Source organism: Rubrivivax gelatinosus IL144 (genome assembly GCF_000284255.1).
GTDB classification, from domain to species: Bacteria; Pseudomonadota; Gammaproteobacteria; order Burkholderiales; family Burkholderiaceae_C; genus Rubrivivax; species Rubrivivax gelatinosus_A.
Map to the genome: position 1 here is coordinate 3,374,148 of NC_017075.1, position 16,804 is coordinate 3,390,951.

At 70.4% G+C, this 16,804-nt stretch carries 18 protein-coding genes; 8 read left to right on the plus strand and 10 right to left on the minus strand.

Features of this window, described 5'->3' with window-relative positions; genetic code table 11:
- Positions 1-28: 28 nt before the first annotated feature.
- From RGE_RS15385 to cysS, 5 genes are all read right to left on the minus strand, one after another.
- Positions 29-1,303: an aspartate kinase gene (locus RGE_RS15385; RefSeq protein WP_014429360.1), complete on the minus strand. Its 1,275-nt coding sequence runs from the start codon at positions 1,301-1,303 to the stop codon at positions 29-31.
- Between the two features lie 75 nt (positions 1,304-1,378).
- Entirely contained in the window at positions 1,379-2,665 is a 1,287-nt protein-coding gene (gene tilS, locus RGE_RS15390) for a tRNA lysidine(34) synthetase TilS (protein ID WP_014429361.1), read from the minus strand.
- 2 nt (positions 2,666-2,667) lie between these two features.
- Positions 2,668-3,639 carry an acetyl-CoA carboxylase carboxyltransferase subunit alpha gene (locus tag RGE_RS15395; protein ID WP_014429362.1) on the minus strand — a complete coding sequence of 324 codons (972 nt, stop codon included), beginning with the start codon at positions 3,637-3,639 and terminating at the stop codon, positions 2,668-2,670.
- Positions 3,640-3,752: 113 nt separating this feature from the next.
- Positions 3,753-4,409 (minus strand): DNA-3-methyladenine glycosylase family protein, encoded by a 657-nt coding sequence (locus RGE_RS15400; protein ID WP_014429363.1) that lies wholly within the window; start codon positions 4,407-4,409, stop codon positions 3,753-3,755.
- A 4-nt stretch (positions 4,410-4,413) separates the two neighbouring features.
- Positions 4,414-5,787: a cysteine--tRNA ligase gene (gene cysS, locus RGE_RS15405; protein WP_014429364.1), complete on the minus strand. Its 1,374-nt coding sequence runs from the start codon at positions 5,785-5,787 to the stop codon at positions 4,414-4,416.
- A 92-nt stretch (positions 5,788-5,879) separates the two neighbouring features.
- On the opposite strand from cysS, the gene RGE_RS15410 reads away from it, so the two are divergent.
- The 5 genes from RGE_RS15410 (at position 5,880) to RGE_RS15430 (ending at position 9,105) form a co-directional block, all read left to right on the plus strand.
- The gene (locus RGE_RS15410; RefSeq protein ID WP_014429365.1) at positions 5,880-6,380 is read left to right on the plus strand and encodes a tetratricopeptide repeat protein; all 501 of its coding nucleotides are present in this window, start codon (positions 5,880-5,882) and stop codon (positions 6,378-6,380) included.
- A gap of 68 nt (positions 6,381-6,448) precedes the next feature.
- The gene (locus RGE_RS15415) at positions 6,449-7,012 is read left to right on the plus strand and encodes a peptidylprolyl isomerase (RefSeq protein WP_014429366.1); all 564 of its coding nucleotides are present in this window, start codon (positions 6,449-6,451) and stop codon (positions 7,010-7,012) included.
- A gap of 1 nt (position 7,013) precedes the next feature.
- Entirely contained in the window at positions 7,014-7,514 is a 501-nt protein-coding gene (locus tag RGE_RS15420) for a peptidylprolyl isomerase (protein WP_014429367.1), read from the plus strand.
- Entirely contained in the window at positions 7,514-8,320 is an 807-nt protein-coding gene (locus RGE_RS15425) for a UDP-2,3-diacylglucosamine diphosphatase (RefSeq protein WP_014429368.1), read from the plus strand. Before RGE_RS15420 ends, RGE_RS15425 begins: the two co-directional genes overlap by 1 nt.
- Positions 8,320-9,105: a M90 family metallopeptidase gene (locus RGE_RS15430; RefSeq protein ID WP_014429369.1), complete on the plus strand. Its 786-nt coding sequence runs from the start codon at positions 8,320-8,322 to the stop codon at positions 9,103-9,105. Before RGE_RS15425 ends, RGE_RS15430 begins: the two co-directional genes overlap by 1 nt.
- A 20-nt stretch (positions 9,106-9,125) precedes the next feature.
- Here the strand turns inward: RGE_RS15430 and clpA are convergent, their stop codons facing one another.
- A complete protein-coding gene (gene clpA, locus RGE_RS15435) occupies positions 9,126-11,438 on the minus strand; it encodes an ATP-dependent Clp protease ATP-binding subunit ClpA (RefSeq protein WP_014429370.1) in 2,313 nt (770 codons plus the stop codon).
- Positions 11,435-11,794, minus strand: coding sequence for an ATP-dependent Clp protease adapter ClpS (gene clpS / locus RGE_RS15440; protein WP_014429371.1), 360 nt, complete (start codon positions 11,792-11,794; stop codon positions 11,435-11,437). Before clpS ends, clpA begins: the two co-directional genes overlap by 4 nt.
- Positions 11,795-12,047: 253 nt before the next feature.
- Here clpS and RGE_RS15445 point away from each other — a divergent pair, with 253 nt between their 5' ends.
- On the plus strand, positions 12,048-12,287 hold the full coding sequence (locus RGE_RS15445) for a cold shock domain-containing protein (RefSeq protein ID WP_014429372.1): 240 nt from the start codon (positions 12,048-12,050) through the stop codon (positions 12,285-12,287).
- Between the two features lie 184 nt (positions 12,288-12,471).
- Here RGE_RS15445 and RGE_RS15450 read toward each other — a convergent pair whose 3' ends face one another.
- Positions 12,472-12,711 (minus strand): hypothetical protein, encoded by a 240-nt coding sequence (locus RGE_RS15450; protein ID WP_014429373.1) that lies wholly within the window; start codon positions 12,709-12,711, stop codon positions 12,472-12,474.
- 270 nt (positions 12,712-12,981) lie between these two features.
- On the opposite strand from RGE_RS15450, the gene RGE_RS15455 reads away from it, so the two are divergent.
- Entirely contained in the window at positions 12,982-14,019 is a 1,038-nt protein-coding gene (locus RGE_RS15455) for a glycosyltransferase family 2 protein (protein ID WP_014429375.1), read from the plus strand.
- A complete protein-coding gene (locus RGE_RS15460) occupies positions 14,016-14,867 on the plus strand; it encodes a ChbG/HpnK family deacetylase (RefSeq protein WP_014429376.1) in 852 nt (283 codons plus the stop codon). Before RGE_RS15455 ends, RGE_RS15460 begins: the two co-directional genes overlap by 4 nt.
- Here the strand turns inward: RGE_RS15460 and RGE_RS23340 are convergent.
- Positions 14,788-15,222 carry a GtrA family protein gene (locus RGE_RS23340; protein WP_148280206.1) on the minus strand — a complete coding sequence of 145 codons (435 nt, stop codon included), beginning with the start codon at positions 15,220-15,222 and terminating at the stop codon, positions 14,788-14,790. The two genes, RGE_RS15460 and RGE_RS23340, sit on opposite strands and share 80 nt — an antisense overlap.
- Positions 15,213-16,751, minus strand: a complete 1,539-nt coding sequence (locus tag RGE_RS15470) for an ArnT family glycosyltransferase (RefSeq protein ID WP_158443100.1) — start codon at positions 16,749-16,751, stop codon at positions 15,213-15,215. Before RGE_RS15470 ends, RGE_RS23340 begins: the two co-directional genes overlap by 10 nt.
- Positions 16,752-16,804 lie beyond the last annotated feature (53 nt).

The following is a 16,804-nucleotide window of genomic DNA, read 5'->3' on the forward strand; positions in this document are numbered from 1 at the left end:
GCATTGTAGCCGCACTTTTCAAGATTTTTTAAGCACCCTCTGCAGGCTGGTCGAGATCGAAGGCTTTGTGCAGCGCGCGCACCGCCAGCTCCATGTACTTCTCGGCGATCACGACGCTCGTCTTGATCTCGCTGGTGCTGATCATCATGATGTTGATGCCCTCTTCGGACAGGGCGCGGAACATCGAGCTGGCGACGCCGACGTGGCTGCGCATGCCGATGCCGACGATCGACACCTTGCAGATCTTCGGGTCGCCGATCACCTGCTCGGCGCCGGTGGCCGGAGCGACCTGGTTCTTCAGCAGGTCCATCGCCCGCGGGTAGTCGCCGCGGTTGACGGTGAACGAGAAGTCGGTCTTCCCGTCGTGCGAGACGTTCTGGATGATGACGTCGATGTCGATGTTGGCGTCGGCCACCGGGCCGAGGATCTGGTAGGCGATGCCGGGCTTGTCGGGCACGCCCATCACGGTGATCTTGGCTTCGTCGCGGGTGAACGCGATGCCGGACACGACGGCTTGTTCCATCTTCTCGTCTTCCTCGAAAGTGATCAGCGTTCCCGAGCGGGATTCTTCGGCGATGTCGATGTCCCAGGGCGTGAAGCTGGACAGCACGCGCAGCGGCACGCGGTACTTGCCGGCGAACTCGACCGAGCGGATCTGCAGCACCTTGGAGCCGAGGCTGGCCATCTCGAGCATTTCCTCGAAGCTGATGGTCGCCAGGCGGCGCGCCTCGGGCACGATGCGCGGGTCGGTGGTGTAGACGCCGTCGACGTCGGTGTAGATCAGGCACTCGTCGGCCTTCAGCGCCGCCGCCACGGCCACCGCCGAGGTGTCGCTGCCGCCGCGGCCCAGCGTCGTCACGTTGCCCAGGTCGTCGATGCCCTGGAAGCCGGTGATGATGACGACCTTGCCGGCGGCGAGGTCGGCGCGCACGCGCTGGTCCTCGATGCTGCTGATGCGCGCCTTGGTGTAGGCGGTGTCGGTGTGCACCGGCACCTGCCAGCCCGAGTAGCTGACCGCCGCCAGGCCCTCGGCCTGCAGCGCCAGCGCCAGCAGGCCGACCGAGACCTGTTCGCCGGTGGCGGCGATGGCGTCGAGCTCACGCAGCGCCTCGGGCGTCATCGTGGCCGGTTGCAGTTCCTTGGCCAGGCCCAGCAAACGGTTCGTCTCGCCGCTCATCGCGGACGGCACGACGATCATCTGATGGCCGGCACGGGCCCACTTGGCCACGCGCTTGGCGACGTTGCGGATGCGCTCGGTCGAGCCCATCGACGTGCCGCCGTATTTGTGAACGATCAGTCCCATGGATCGGTAACGAGCGAAAACCCGTGATTTTAGCGGGCCGGACGGGCTCTCCCTTGCGGGAAGATGACGCGCAGTTCAGGCCGGGCGCCAGGCCAGCGCCAGCTGTGCCTCGCCGGCCGCAGCGCGGCAGCGTGCGTCGATGCCCAGGCCGGGCACGAAGACGAGTTGCTCGCCGCTGAAGACCAACGGCCCGGCCCGGTCCCAGGCGGCGACGCGCCGGGCCTGGTACTGCTTCTTCAGCGCACGCGGCGTGGCACGCGGCGCGACCTGAAAAGACTCGCCGCCGCGGCGGGGGCGCAGCTCGGCGGCGCGCAGCCAGGACGGCGAGACGCCGCCTTCGCCGACGGCCTGTACTTCGAGCGCCCCGCCCCAGGCCGGCAGCTCGACGACGCCCGGGGACGACAGGTCCAGCGCCAGGGGCTCGGGCGCCAGCGTGGCCGCCGCCTGCGGCACCGCATAACTCAGCCGCGCGTCGTGCAGCCGCAGTTCGCCGCCCGGCGCCGGCCAGCGGGCGTGGCCAACCGTGGGCAGTTCGTCGGCCAGCCGCCGCACCAGCGACTCGGGCACCGGCTGGGCGATGACGGTCTGAAGCCAGCGGCGCAGCACCGGCGCCTGCTGCGGCCGCGGCAGCTGCGACCAGCCGGCGACGTCGAGCACGCCGTCGTCGGCCAGCGCCGCGAGTCCGGCCTCGGCCAGCGATTGCAGCGCCGTCGCCGCTTCAGCGGCGCGGCGGGCCGACGCGGCGAGCTGCTGCTCGGCGTCCGGGAAGGCCGCCAGCAGCGCCGGCCAGACCTGGCGGCGCAGACGGTTGCGCGCGAAGGCCTCGTCGTCATTGCTCTCGTCGTCGACCCAGCGCAGCCGGTGGCGGCGCAGATAGGCCTCGATGTCTTCGCGCGGACGCTCCAGCCAGGGCCGCGCCCAGACCAGGCCGTCGCGCTCGGCGCGGCGCGGCATGGCCGCCAGCGCCTCGGCACCGCCGCCGCGCAGCGCCTGCAGCAGCAGCGTCTCGGCCTGGTCGCGGCGGTGCTGGGCCAGCAGCACGACATCGCAGCCGGCGGCCTTGGCCATCCCAGCCAGCGCGGCATAACGCTCGCGCCGCGCCCAGGCCTCGACGCTCTCGCCGCGGGCCGGGGCGCCCTCGAGGCGCGTCGCGTGGAAGTGGATCGGCAGGCCGGCACGCGCCCAGCGCGCGCACTGCGCACGAAGCTGGGCGAGCCAGATGTCGGCGGAGGCCACGAGGCCGTGGTGCACGTGCAGCGCATGCACCTCGAGGCCGAGATCCCGCGCGGCGCGGGCCGTGGCGTGCAGCAGCGCGGTGGAGTCGCGGCCGCCGCTGGCGGCCACCGCCACCGCGGCGGGCAAGTTCAGCGCTCCTTGGTGTCGCTGAAGCGGCCGTAGGACTGCAGGCGCTCGTAGCGGCGGTCCAGCAGTTCCTTGGTCTTCAGGTCGACGACCTGGCGCAGCGCGTCGTTGAGGCCGCGCTTGAGCTGCGCCGCCATCCACTTGGGATCGCGGTGCGCGCCGCCGACCGGCTCGTTGACGATCTTGTCGACCAGGCCCAGCGCCTTCAGGCGGTGGGCGGTGATGCCCAGCGCCTCGGCGGCGTCGGAAGCGCGTTCGGCGGTCTTCCAGAGGATGGAAGCGCAGCCTTCGGGCGAGATCACCGAGTACACCGAGTACTGCAGCATCAGCACCTGGTCGGCGACGCTGATCGCCAGCGCGCCGCCCGAGCCGCCTTCGCCGATGATCGTCGTGATGATCGGCACTTCCAGGCGCGCCATCTCGAAGATGTTGCGGCCGATGGCCTCGGACTGGTTGCGCTCCTCGGCGCCGATGCCCGGGTAGGCGCCCGGCGTGTCGACGAAGGTGAAGACCGGCAGGCCGAACTTCTCGGCCAGCTGCATCAGGCGCAGCGCCTTGCGGTAGCCCTCGGGGCGCGACATGCCGAAGTTGCGCGCGGTGCGCTCCTTGGTGTCGCGGCCCTTCTGGTGGCCGATGACCATGCAGGCGTTGCCGTTGAAGCGTGCCATGCCGCCGACGATCGACTGGTCGTCGGCGTAGTGGCGGTCACCGTGCAGTTCCTGGAAGTCGGTGAAGATCTCCGAGACGTAGTCCAGCGTGTACGGCCGCTGCGGATGGCGCGCGATCTGCGTGACCTGCCACGGCGACAGGCTGGAGTAGATCTCCTTCGTGAGCTGCACGCTCTTGCCCGCCAGCCGGTCGATCTCTTCCGAGATGTCGACCGCCGACTCGTTCTGCACGAAGCGCAGTTCGTCGATCTTGGATTCCAGCTCGGCGATCGGCTGTTCGAACTCGAGGAAGTGGCGTTTGCTCATGCGTTGATCTCGCAGTCTGACGGACGACCCATCAAGCGGCCGCCGTGGGCCGGCTCTGCCGGACCACTGGCGGCGCCCCCTGGGGGGAGCGCCGAAGGCGCTACGGGGGGGTCCTAATAACTCACGGGAAGCGGATCCAGGCTCCGCCAAATATACCAAGTGGCCACCGAGCGGTACGGTGCCCACGCCTCGCCGACCTCGCGCGCCTCGGCACGCGACACCGGCTCGCCGCTGAAGTAGTTGAGGCTGATGCCCTTCAGCAGGCCGAGGTCGTCCAGCGGCAGGACGTTCGGTCGCATCAGGTGGAAGATCAGGAACATCTCGGCGGTCCAGCGGCCGATGCCGCGGATCGCAACGAGCTCGGCGATGATCGCCTCGTCGTCCATCTGCTGCCAGTCGGCGACGTGCACCGTGCCGTCGACGAAATGGCGCGCCAGGTCGAGCAGGTATTCGGTCTTGCGCGCCGACAGCCCTGCGGCGCGCATCGTCAGCGGGTCCAGCGCGTTGACGGCCTGCGGCGCGAGGTGCGTCGCCGGGCCTTCGACCAGCGCGGAGAACTTGTTCCACACCGACTGCGCGGCCTTCACCGAGATCTGCTGGCCGACGATCGAACGCGCCAGCGTCGTGAAGGCGTCGCCGCGGCTTTCCAGCCGGGCCTCGCCGAAACGCGGGATCAGCTTCTTCATCACCCGGTCGCGGCGCGACAGGTGGCGGCAGGCGTCGTCCCAATAGGCCGGCGTCACGGCGAGGACCTGGTCACGAGGGGACATGCGCTCAGGCCTTCACCCAGGTGGTGCCCTGCGGCGTGTCCTTCAGCACCACGCCTTGCGCGGCCAGCTCGTCGCGGATGCGGTCGGCGTCGGCGAAACGGCGCTCGCGCTTGGCAGCGGCACGCGCTTCGATCTGGCGCTGGATCTCGGCGTCGTCGACGCCGGCACCGCCCTGCAGGAAGGCGCGCGGCGCCTGCTGCAGGATGCCGAGCACGGCGCCCAGCGACACCAGCAGCCGGGCCGTCGCCGCGTCGCGGCTGCGGTTGAGCTCGTTGGCCAGCTCGAACAGCACGGCCAGCGCACCCGGCGTGTTGAAGTCGTCGTCCATCGCCGCCTTGAACGCGGCGGCACGCGGCTCGGCCCAGTCGATGTCGCCGGCCACGGCGTCCGAGCCGTCGAGCGCGGTATAGAGCCGGCGCAGCGCGGCACGCGCCTCGTCGAGCAGCGAGTCGGCGAAGTTGAACGGGCTGCGGTAGTGCGTGCGCAGCATGAAGAAGCGCACCGTCTCGCCGTCGAACTTCTTCAGCACGTCGGCGATGGTGAAGAAGTTGCCCAGGCTCTTGGACATCTTCTCGTTGTCGACGTTGAGGAAGCCGTTGTGCAGCCAGTAGTTGACGACCGGATGACCGAAGGCGCCTTCGCTCTGCGCGATCTCGTTCTCGTGGTGCGGGAACTGCAGGTCCATGCCGCCGCCGTGCAGGTCGAAGCGTTCGCCCAGCAGCGCGCAGCTCATCGCCGAGCACTCGATGTGCCAGCCCGGGCGCCCGGCGCCGAAGGGGCTGTCCCACTTGGCGTCGGCCGGCTCCTCGGGCTTGGCCGACTTCCAGAGCACGAAGTCCAGCGGGTCGTCCTTGCCGCCGGCGACCTCGACCCGTTCGCCGGCGCGCAGTTCGTCCAGCGACTTGCCGGAGAGCTTGCCGTAGCCGGGGAAACGCCGCACGGCGAAGTTCACGTCGCCGTCGTCGGCGCGGTAGGCCAGGTGGTTGCGCTCCAGACGGCCGATGATGTCCAGCATCTGCGGCACGTAGTCGGTGGCACGCGGCTCGTGGGTCGGCAAGGCCAGGCCCAGCGCGGCGAAGTCGCGGTGCATCGCGTCGATCATCTGGTCGGTGAGCGCGCGGATGGACAGGCCGCGTTCGAGCGCGCGGCGGATGATCTTGTCGTCGATGTCGGTGATGTTGCGGACGTAGGTGACGTCATAGCCGCTGGCCTTCAGCCAACGGTAGACGACGTCGAACGCCAGGTTCATCCGCGCGTGCCCCATGTGGCACAAGTCGTACACCGTGATGCCGCACACGTACATGCGCACGTGGCCGGGCTCGAGGGGAACGAAGGTCTCGAGGCGGCGCGTCAAGGTGTTGTGGAGGCGGAGCGTCATGCAGTCGGAATTCTTCGGTGGGGCGCGCCGATACAATCTTTCAGTATAGCGGGCCGCCTTTCGCGGCCTGCCTGTCCTGCCCCCCGATGCCGATGCTCCGTCTCCTGATCGCCGCGCTCGCGCTCTGCGCCGCCACCCTCGCGCACGCCGACGACGCCGCCGACGCGCAACGGCTGCTGCAAGGCGGCCATCCCGACGCCGCGCTGGCGCGCGCCGAGGCCTCGCTCGCGCAGCGCCCGAACGATGCCACGCTGCGCTTCACGCGCGCCGTCGCCCTGATGGACCTGGGCCGCGACGCCGAGGCACTCGACGCCTTCCAGCGCATGACGCAGGACTACCCGGAACTGCCCGAGCCCTACAACAACCTGGGCCTGCTGTACGCCCGCGGCGGCCAGCTGGAAGAAGCGCGCGTGGCGCTGGAGACGGCGCTGCGCAACGACCCCTCGCACCGTGTCGCGCGCCGCAACCTCGGCGACGTGCTGCTGCGCCTGGCGCTGCAGGCCTGGGAAGCGGCCGACGCCGCGCAGCCCGGCGACCCCGAGCTGCAGCGCCGCATCCGCGTCGGCCGCGAGCTGGCGACGAGCCCCCGCTGACGCCGGGGCGCGGGCGCCGGCACGCCGGCCGCCGCTAGACTTCCCGCACCCGCAACACGAGGCCTTTCATGCTCCGTCACGCCAAGCTGCTCGCCTTCGCCGCCGCCGCGGCCCTGGCCGCCCTGCCCGCCTTCGCGCAGACCGTGCGCCTGAACACCAGCGCCGGCGACATCGTCGTCGAGCTCGACGCGGCCAAGGCGCCGAAGTCGGTCGAGAACTTCGTCCAGTACGTCAAGGCCGGCCACTACGACGGCACGATCTTCCACCGCGTGATCCCCGGCTTCATGGTCCAGGGCGGCGGCATGAAGCCCGACATGAGCGAGAAGCCGACGCGCAAGCCGATCCCGCTGGAAAGCCGCAACGGCCTGTCCAACACGCGCGGCACGCTGGCGATGGCGCGCACGATGGTGCCCGACTCGGCGACCTCGCAGTTCTTCATCAACGTCGCGGACAACACCTTCCTCGACCAGCCCAACGCACGCGACGGCAACGGCTACGCCGTCTTCGGCCGCGTGACCGCGGGCATGGACGTCGTCGACAAGATCGTCGCGACGCCCACCACATCGTCGGGCCCGCACCAGAACGTGCCGGCCACGCCGGTGATCATCCGCAAGGCCACCCTGGAGAAATGACATGAGCAAACAAGTGCAGTTCGAGACCACCGCCGGCACGATCGTCATCGAGCTCGACGCCGAACGCGCCCCGGTGACGGTGGCCAACTTCCTCGACTACGTGAAGAAGGGCCACTACGACGGCACGATCTTCCACCGCGTCATCAAGGGCTTCATGATCCAGGGCGGCGGCTTCGAGCCGGGCATGAAGCAGAAGCCCACCGGCGAAGGCATCGAGAACGAAGCCAAGAACGGCCTGCGCAACCAGCGCTACACGCTGGCGATGGCCCGCACCTCCGACCCGCACTCGGCCAGCGCCCAGTTCTTCATCAACACCAGCGACAACGGCTTCCTCGACAACGACCGCGCCCAGGACGGCTGGGGCTACGCCGTCTTCGGCAAGGTGGTGTCGGGCACCGAGGTCGTCGACCTGATCGAGCGCGCGCGCACCGGCCGCAACGGGGGCCACAACGACGTGCCGCTGGAAGACGTGCGCATCGACCGCGCGACCGAGGTCGTTTGATGCCGGCCGGCAGCGCCTCAGGCGTGGCGGCGCTGCCCGCGTTCTTCGAGTTCGAGGCGCCACGCGAGTGGCGCACGATCGACTTCATCTCCGACATCCACCTCGCGCCGTCGCTGCCGCGCACCGCGGCGGCCTGGCGCGAGCACCTGCTGCACACCCGCGCCGACGCCGTCTTCATGCTCGGCGACCTGTTCGAGGCCTGGGTCGGCGACGACATGCGCAGCCGGCCCTTCGAGGCCGAATGCGCCGAGGTGCTGGCCGAAGCCGCCAGCTGCCGCAGCCTGGCCTTCATGGCCGGCAACCGCGATTTCCTCGTCGGTGCGCGCCTGTTGCGCGAGACCGGCGTGATGGGCCTGGCCGACCCGACGGTGCTCGACGCCTGGGGCCGGCGCGTGCTGCTGACGCACGGCGACGCGCTGTGCCTGGACGACCGTGACTACCTCGCGTTCCGCGCGACGGTGCGCGACGAGGCCTGGCAGCGCGAGTTCCTCGCCCGGCCGCTGGACGAGCGCCTGCTGATCGCCGCCGACATCCGCCGCCGCAGCGAAGCGCGCCAGGACGACGCCGCGCGCTACGCCGACGTCGACACCGCGGCCGCGGTCGCGTGGATGCACGCCGTCGGCACCGCCGAGCTGGTGCACGGCCATACCCATCGCCCGGGCAGCGAAACGCTGGCGCCGGGCTACCGCCGCCACGTGCTCACCGACTGGGACCTCGACGACCCGCGCGCTCCGCGCGCCGAGGTGCTGCGTCTGACACGCGACGGCTTCCAACGCGTGCCGCCGGCCACGGCGGACGGCGCCTGATGTGGCAGCGCCTGCTGGGGCGGCTGCGCGAACGCCGCGACGACGCGGCCGTCGCACGCCGGCCGATCCCGGACGACCTGTGGAAACGCACCCTGGGGCGCTATCCCTTCCTCAAGCGCCGTGACCCCGAGACCGCGGCCACGCTTCGCCGCCTGACCAGCCTGTTCCTGGACCGCAAGGAGTTCAGCGCCCAGCCCGGCGTGCGCCTGACCGACCACGTCGCGGTGGCGGTCGCGGCCCAGGCCTGCCTGCCGATCCTGCGCCTGGGGCTCGAGGCCTACGACGGCTTCGTCGGCATCGTGCTGCACCCGGACCAGGTCGTCGCGCGACGCTCCACCGTCGACGAGGACGGTGTCGTGCACGAGTACGACGAGCTGCTGTCCGGCGAGGCGATGGAAGGCGGCCCGGTGATGCTGTCCTGGCAGGACGTGCGTGCCGCCGGCCGCAGCGCCGCCGACGCCTACAACGTCGTCATCCACGAGTTCGCCCACGTGCTCGACATGGCCGACGGCGTCGCCGACGGCGTGCCGCTGCTGCCGCACGATCTGCCGCGCAGCGAGTGGATCGCCGTGCTGGACGCCGACTACGAAGCCTTCTGCCGTCGCGTCGACGCCGAGGAGGACACCGCGCTGGACCCCTACGGCGCGCAGTCGCCCGACGAGTTCTTCGCCGTCGCCAGCGAGGCCTTCTTCGTCGCCCCCGAGGCGATGAAAAAAGAACACCCCGCGTTGTACGGGGTGTTCGTTCGTTACTACCGGCAGGATCCGGCGGCCGAAGCCGCCTGACGGCGCCTGGCGCCGCGGCTTCAGGCCGGCGTCGCCTCGGTGCGCGGCTTGTCGCTGCGCTTGGGCGGCTGGATGTCCAGCTGCACCTCGTCCTTGTCGTCGAGGTCCACCGTCAGGCGGCCACCGTCGACCAGGCGGCCGAACAGCAGTTCGTCGGCCAGCGCGCGGCGGATCATGTCCTGGATCAGGCGCTGCATCGGCCGCGCGCCCATCAGCGGATCGAAGCCCTTCTTCGCCAGATGCTTGCGCAGCTTGTCGGTGAAGGTGACCTCGACCTTCTTCTCGGCGAGCTGGCTTTCCAGCTGCAGCAGGAACTTGTCGACGACGCGCAGGATGATCTCTTCGTCCAGCGCGCGGAAGGACACGATCGCGTCGAGCCGGTTGCGGAACTCGGGCGTGAACAGGCGCTTGATGTCGGCCATCTCGTCGCCCTGCTCGCGCCGGGTCGTGAAGCCGATCGTCGACTTGTTCATCGTCTCGGCGCCGGCGTTCGTCGTCATGATGATGATGACGCTGCGGAAGTCGGCCTTGCGCCCGTTGTTGTCGGTCAGCGTGCCGTGGTCCATGACCTGCAGCAGAACGTTGAAGACGTCGGGGTGAGCCTTCTCGATCTCGTCGAGCAGCAGCACCGCGTGCGGCTTCTTCGTGATCGCCTCGGTCAGCAGGCCGCCCTGGTCGAAACCGACGTAGCCCGGAGGCGCGCCGATCAAACGGCTGACCGCGTGGCGCTCCATGTACTCCGACATGTCGAAGCGGATCAGCTCGATGCCCAGGATGTAGGCCAGCTGCTTGGCGACCTCGGTCTTGCCGACGCCGGTCGGGCCGCTGAACAGGAACGAGCCGATCGGCTTGTCCGGCTTGCCCAGGCCCGAGCGCGCCATCTTGATCGCCGCGGCCAGCGCCTCGATCGAGGCGTCCTGGCCGAAGACGACGCTCTTCAGGTCGCGTTCCAGCGTCTTCAGCTTGTCGCGGTCGTCGCTGGACACCGAGGCCGGCGGGATGCGCGCGATCTTGGCGACGATCTCCTCGACCTCGTTACGGGTGATCGTCTTCTTCTGCTTGCTCTTGGGCAGGATGCGCTGCGCGGCACCGGCTTCGTCGATGACGTCGATCGCCTTGTCGGGCAGGTGGCGGTCGTTGATGTACTTGGCCGACAGCTCGGCCGCGGCCTGCAGCGCGCCGAGCGCGTACTTGACGTTGTGGTGGTCCTCGAAGCGCGACTTCAGGCCCTTCAGGATCTCGATCGTCTGCTCGACCGAAGGCTCGACGACGTCGACCTTCTGGAAGCGCCGCGACAGCGCCGCATCCTTCTCGAAGATGCCGCGGTACTCGGTGAAGGTGGTGGCGCCGATGCACTTCATCGAACCGCTGGACAGCGCGGGCTTGAGCAGGTTGCTCGCGTCCAGCGTGCCACCCGACGCCGCGCCGGCGCCGATCAGCGTGTGGATCTCGTCGATGAAGAGGATCGCGTTCGGCTGGTCCTTGAGCTGCTTGAGCACGCCCTTCAGGCGCTGCTCGAAGTCGCCGCGGTACTTGGTGCCCGCCAGCAGCGCGCCCATGTCGAGCGCGTAGACGGTCGACTCGGCCAGTACCTCGGGCACGTCCTTCTCGGTGATGCGCCAGGCCAGGCCTTCGGCGATCGCGGTCTTGCCGACACCGGCCTCGCCGACCAGCAGCGGGTTGTTCTTGCGCCGGCGGCAGAGCACCTGGATGACGCGCTCGACTTCCTGCTCGCGGCCGATCAGCGGGTCGATCTTGCCGGCCAGCGCCAGGGCGTTCAGGTTCTGCGTGAACTGCTCGAGCGGCGAGCCCTTGCCTTCGCCACCGGCCTCGTCACGCTCGCCCTCGCCGCTGCCGGCGCTGTTGTCGCTGGACTTGGCGGGTTCGGGCGGGTCGCTCTTCTTGATGCCGTGGGCAATGAAGTTGACGACGTCCAGGCGCGTCACGCCCTGCTGGTGCAGGTAGTAGACGGCGTGCGAGTCCTTCTCGCCGAAGATCGCCACCAGCACGTTGGCACCAGTGACTTCCTTCTTGCCGCTGCCCGTGCTCTGCACGTGCATGATCGCGCGCTGGATCACGCGCTGGAAACCGAGGGTCGGCTGGGTGTCGACTTCCTCGCTGCCAGAGACCGTCGGCGTGTTCTCCTTGATGAAGGTCGCCAGGCTCTTGCGCAGGTCCTCGATGTTGGCGGCGCAGGCGCGCAGCACCTCGGCGGCGCTCGGGTTGTCGAGCAACGCCATCAGCAGGTGCTCGACGGTGATGAACTCGTGCCGCTGCTGGCGCGCTTCGACGAACGCCATGCGCAGGCTGACTTCCAGTTCTTGCGCAATCATGCGGCCTCCATAATGCACTGAAGCGGGTGACCGTCGCGGCGGGCCGCGGCGAGCACGAGTTCGACCTTCGTCGCGGCAACGTCCTTGGGGTACACCCCGCACACGCCGCGACCCTCGTGATGGATCTTCAGCATGATGTGCGTGGCGGTCTCCAGATCACGCTGGAAGTAGTGCTGCAGCACCATGACGACGAACTCCATCGGCGTGTAGTCGTCGTTGAGCAGCACCACCTGGTACAGGCTCGGCGGCTTGACCCGTTGCGCCTTGCGCTCGGCGACGACGGCGCCGCCCGCACCACCATCCCGGGCGGGCTGGGTCGGCGGCTTCACCGGGGGGACGGGCGGTTCGTCGGGCATGAATTCATTCTATCGACGTTGACGGGGCGTGCTGGCGGCAACTTTGCATGACCCGTGCCATGGTCATGTTGATGCGCTTCTCCCGCGTTCAAGCCCCGGCCGTCAGCCCGCGCGCGCATCCTCCCGCTGGGCGATTTGACCAATGTTTGTCGAGTCCACGAGACAGCCAAGCGTCACATCGCCTTGACACTCTTCCGACGGCATCGCGAGAATCATTTTTGATATTCGCGCGCAGTTAAGCGAGGTGAAAACAATGGCGGTCGGTACGGTGAAGTGGTTCAACGATGCCAAGGGCTTCGGTTTCATCGAACCCGAGGGCGGTGGTGCGGACGTCTTCGCACACTTCTCGGCGGTGCAGATGGACGGGTTCAGGACCCTGAAGCAAGGCAGCCGGGTGGAGTACGAACTGGTTCAGGGCCCCAAGGGCAACCTGGCGCAGAACATCCGGCCGGTCGCCGCCGCGGCGGCACCGGCGCAGCGCACGCCGGCCTGAGCCCGGCGCTGGCCTTGTCGAGCGGCCGCCGGCACGCGTCGGCGGTTTTGCTGGATGCCCCGACGCGTATCGCTTGATATTAATCAAGCAGTAACGGCGTCGGTTTCCAGCTTTTGCCTGGAATCTCTGCCGACGCCGTCATGCGGGCCCGGGCGATAACCGGTCGCCGCAGGCCCGATACCGCTCAGTTGGCGGCCGGCGGGGTTTGCGGCTTCTTCGCCTTGGTGTGCTTGTGCGCCGCCTTGGCATTCTTGTGCTTGGCCTTGACGACCTTCTTCGCCGGGGCGGCCGACTGGGTCGGCGTCGCAGCGGCGTCGGCCGGCGCGGCGGGTGCGGCCGGGGTGGCGGCGAAGCTGAGCGCGGTGGCACCGGCCAGGACGGCAGCCAGGAGGCCGGAGCGCAGGAAGGTTCGGGTGGAAGCCATGGATGTTTCTCCGTTCGGACCCCGTAGAGGGCTCAGGTCCATCGAGCAGGTCCGGCACGCGCCGGACTTGCCTGCTCAACGGCCGGCCTGAAGCCGGCGACGACGCCAACGGCCGGGCGCCGTGTTTCATCTGTCATCGCCGACCGGGTGCCCGTCATCAGGGTTGACAGCGGCGGCCCCAAGCTTCTCCTGCCCAAGCTCATCCGCACGGAGACGCCCGATGCCCCTCGCCGCCACGTCAGCCCACCCGGCGCCCCGACGCCGCGCGACATGATGCGGCGCGACCTGCCGCACGACGGCAGCGGCGAACTGCCGCGGGCCTTGCGCGACCCGATGCTGACGGTCGTCATGCCGGCCTACAACGAAGCGCGCAACCTCGGTGCGACGCTGGGCCTGGTGTGCGCCGCACTGCGCCGTCTGGCCACACGCTGGGAAGTCGTCGTCGTCGACGACGGCAGCCGCGACGACACCGCGCAGCTGATGTCGCCACCGCCGAGCGGCGTGCGTTACCTCCGGCTGGCCCGCAACTTCGGCAAGGAGGCGGCACTGACCGCCGGGCTCGTTCACGCCCGCGGCGACGTCGTCTGGCTGATGGACGCCGACGGCCAGCATCCGGTCGATCTGATGCCCGAGATGCTGCAGGCCTGGCGCGACGGCGCCGACCACGTCTGCGCGGTGCGCCAGGCGCGTGACGACGAGACCTGGCTCAAGCGCCTGGGCACCACGTGGTTCTACCGCGTCGTCAACATGGGCTCGCCGGTGCCGATCACGCCGGACGCCGGCGACTACCGGCTCTTCGACCGGTGCGTCGTCAATGCGCTCAACGCCCTGCCCGAACGCAACCGGTTCATGAAGGGGCTGTATGCCTGGGTCGGCTTCGAGCCCCGCGCCATCGCCTACCAGCCGCTGCCGCGCGCCCATGGCAAGAGCAGCTTCTCGACGCTGCGCCTGGCGCGGCTGGCGATGACCGGCATCACGGCCTTCTCCAACCTGCCGCTGCGGCTGTGGAGCGGCATCGGCGCCATCGCGGCGCTGGGTGCGCTGGCCTATGGCTGCTGGGTCGTCGTCGAGCACTTTGCGGCCGGGCACCCGGTGCCCGGATGGCCGACGATCGTCGCCGGGCTGATGTTCACCGCCGGCGTGCAACTGCTGTCGATCGGGGTGCTGGGAGAGTACGTCGGCCGCATCTTCGACGAGGTCAAGCAGCGCCCGGTGTTCCTCGTCGCGCACGACAGCGGCGCACCGGCCGAACAACCCGCGGCCATGGCAGTGGCCCGGCCGCTGGGGCTGGCCGGGGAGCGCGCATGAGCCGCCACGCACTGGCGCTGTGCGCCGACGACTACGGGCTCGCCCCCTATGTCGACGAAGCCATCGACCGGCTGGCGCACAGCGGCCGGCTGGCCGCCGCGAGCATGCTGGTGCAGCGCGCGCGCTGGCCCGATGCAGCGCGCCGCAGCCATCTCTGGCCGGTGGGGGTCAAGCGCGGCCTGCACTTCAACCTGACCCACGGCTTTCCGCTCAGCCGCGAACTGCGACGCCACTGGGACGCGCTGCCGACCCTGCCGGCGCTGATCGCGCTGGCGCACGCCCGGGCCCTGCCGCTGGCGGCGATCGGCGCCGAGCTCGAGGCGCAGTTCGAGCGCTTCGAGGACCACGTCGACGCCGTCCCGGCCTTCGTCGACGGCCACCAGCACGTGCACCACCTGCCCGGCGTGCGCGACCTCGTGCTGCGGTTCGCGCGCGAACGCGGGCTGGCCGTGCGCAACACCGGCCGGGTCGAAGGCCCGAACGACCCGCTGAAGCGCCGCCTGATCGAGTTCACCGGCGGCCGTGCGCTGCAGCGCGGCCTGCGCCGGCTGGGCATCCGCCACAACGACGTGCTGCTCGGCGCCTACGACTTCGAGTCGCCCGACTATCGCGCGCGCATGCAAGGCTGGCTGAAGGCGCTCGGCCAGGAAGACACCAACGCCCGCGCGCTGCTGTTCTGCCACCCCGGCGACGCCGCGAACGACGGCGCCGGCGACGAGATCGCCGCCGCACGCCAGCGCGAGGCGAGCTACCTGGAGAGCGGCGCGTTCAGCGAGGATCTGGCGGCGGCCGGCGTGGCCCTGGGCCCGGCCTTCGAGCCGGCGGCCGGAAGCTCCAGTGCCGGTTGACGAGATAGCCGCAGACGAACACCACGCCCGTCGCCAGCACCTGCGCCAGCAGGTAGTACACGCCCAGCGCGACGCCGGCCGCGACGATGGCCATGCCGAGCGCGCCGCCGGCGGCAGCGGTCAGCTGGAAACGCCACCAGCTCGCCAGCAGCGGCAGCTGCCGCGCGCCGGCGAAGGTGAAGCTGCGGTTGCCGGCAAAAGCGACCTGCGCCCCGAGCGCGGCGCCGGCCCCGCTGGCCGTCCAGGCGGCCCAGCCGGCGGCCTCGACCAGCACGGCCAGCGTCAGCCAGTGCGCCACGGTCGCCAGCGCGCCGACGACGGCGTAGCGCAGCGGCTCGGCGCGGCTCAACGACATGCGGCGGGCGCGTCGGCGCGCCACAGACGGCCACGGCGGCCTTGCGCGACCAGGACCGCGTCTTCGAAACCCGCGGGCGGCGGCGTCGCGCCGGAGATCACCAGCCACGACCGGCCGTCGCAGCGCCGGCGCACAAGCTCCTGCGGCGACCACAGCACCTCGGCCGCCGCCGCCGGGTCGAAACGCCCGGCGTCGCGCAGTTCGCGCCGCCAGTCGTCGCGCCGGTCGCGCTCGGCCGAGCTCCAGTCGCCGATGACGGCAGGCGGCGACTCCAGCCGCGCCAGCAGGCGCAGATCGAAGAACGGGTCGCCGAGGAAGACCACCCGCTCGCCCGGGGCACGCGCCGCGGCCAGCGCCGCCGCCAGGTCGGCGTCGCCCGCGGGCCCTTTGACGAACACCGCAGTCCAGGCCAGCAGACAGGTCGCGGCCCCCGCGACCAGCGTCGCCACGACGATCGCCGGCCGGCGGCCGCGCAGCGCACGCGCCAGCAGCCACGCCATCGGCGCGGCGGCCGGCAGCACGTAGCCCACCAGCTTGGACGCCGGCGCCGAGAAGAACAGCAGCACCGCAGCGATCCACCAGGCCGCGAACACCGTGTCGGCATGCGCCCCCGCGCGGCGCCAGGCACGCCGCAGACGCCCGGCCGCAGCCGGCAGCCACAGCGCGGCCGGCAGCATCGCCAGCGGCAGCACGGCGAAATAGAACCAGAACGGTTCGCGGTTGTTGAAGCTGGTCTGCGTGAAGCGGCGGAAGTGCTGCTCGACGACGAAGTAGTCGACAAAGCCCGGGTGCGCCTGCTGCGCGAGCACGAACCACGGCGCGGCGATCAGCAGGAAGAGCGCCAGCGCCAGCGGGTCGAGCAGCGCCAGGATCCCGCGCCAGCGCCGCGTCGCCGCCAGCCAGGGCAGCAGCACCAGCGCCGGCAGCACGACGCCGATCAGCCCCTTGGCGAGCACCGCGAAGGCCGCGGCCACCCAGGCGGCGACGATCCAGCGCCGTGCTGCGGTTTCGTGCCGTTCGAAAGCCCGCCGGGCGCAGGCGACGGCCAGCGACACCGCGCCGGCCACCAGCATGTCGCAGTCGGCGTACTGCGCACCGAGGAAGACGAAAGGCGTCGTCACCAGCAGCGCCACGGCCAGCGCCGCTTCGCGCCGGCGAGCCGAGCCGGCCGGCGACGCCCCGGCCACGGCGCACCACAGCGCCAGCACCATCGCCATCGCCCCCAGCAGCGGTGCGGCCCGCATCGCCCAGCCCGTCGGGCCGGCGAGCTTCATCGCCGCCGCGGTGATCCAGTACATCAGCGGCGGCTTGTGGAAGTACGGCAGGCCGTCGAGCGTCGGCGTGACGAACTCGCCGCGCTGCAGCATCTCCCAGGCGACGCCGACGTAGCGCCCTTCGTCGGGCAGCATCAGCGGGCGCCAGGCGGCGGTCGCGGCCAGCCACACGAACACCAGCATCAGCAGACGGCCCGGCGAGGCCCACGATCCTCGGGCCGCGAGCGGCGGCGAAAGCTCGGTCGCGAGACTCATCGGCCGGCTCCATCGCCGGGGCGCCGCGACGGGCGAACGGGGTGCAGGCGGCG